Raw genomic sequence first — 631 nt, forward strand, 5'->3', positions numbered from 1 at the left:
CGCGGAGCAGCTGGCGGAGGCCACGGTCGGGCAGGTGCGGCTCCGCGTGGTCCGCCGGGGGTGGGTCGCGGTGCTGGGCGAGGGCGGCGACGACCTCGCCGACCCGGGTGACAAAGGCGGTCCCCATGCTGGAGCCGTAGTCCACGGTCTCCAGCGGAGGGCCGTCCACCGAGGCCGGGATCCAGCCGCGAAGGTGTCGGACCGAGCCGTGCAGGAGGAGGCGGCCGTCCTCGTCGCCGGGCTGGTCGACGAAGAGGACGAGGTCGCGGTGGGCGTCGGTGAGGGTCACGCAGCGGAGGGGGGCTTCGAACCGGACCCACTGGCCGGGGCGGAGGTCGGGCTCGCCGTACCACTCGGCGACGCTCTCCACGTGCTTGTGGACGTCAGCGAGGTGCCGGAGGCGGCCCCGCTCGCCGTCGGCGCCGGGCGCGTCCACGTCGATGCCGCCGAACGGCGTGGTGAGGCGGAGGGCGCCCGGGCGCGGGAGTCGGCGTGGCGGTGGGACGAACTGCCGGAGCTTGCGCTCGGAGAGGTAGACGATCTCGCGCATGGGGGCGGGCTCCGTCCGGTCGGCTGACCACCTGCACCTCGCATCCTGCCATCGCGGGTGACCGCCCGGCGACTCTCCGCT

General features: G+C 75.1%; 1 protein-coding gene. It reads right to left on the reverse strand.

Features of this window, described 5'->3' with window-relative positions; genetic code table 11:
- Positions 1-550: SAVMC3_10250 family protein (locus GL263_RS27605; protein WP_182858447.1), on the reverse strand; the 550-nt coding region annotated here is incomplete at its 3' end.
- Between the last annotated feature and the right edge of the window lie 81 nt (positions 551-631).

Source organism: Streptomyces durbertensis (genome assembly GCF_014156695.1).
Taxonomy (GTDB): domain Bacteria; phylum Actinomycetota; class Actinomycetes; order Streptomycetales; family Streptomycetaceae; genus Streptomyces; species Streptomyces durbertensis.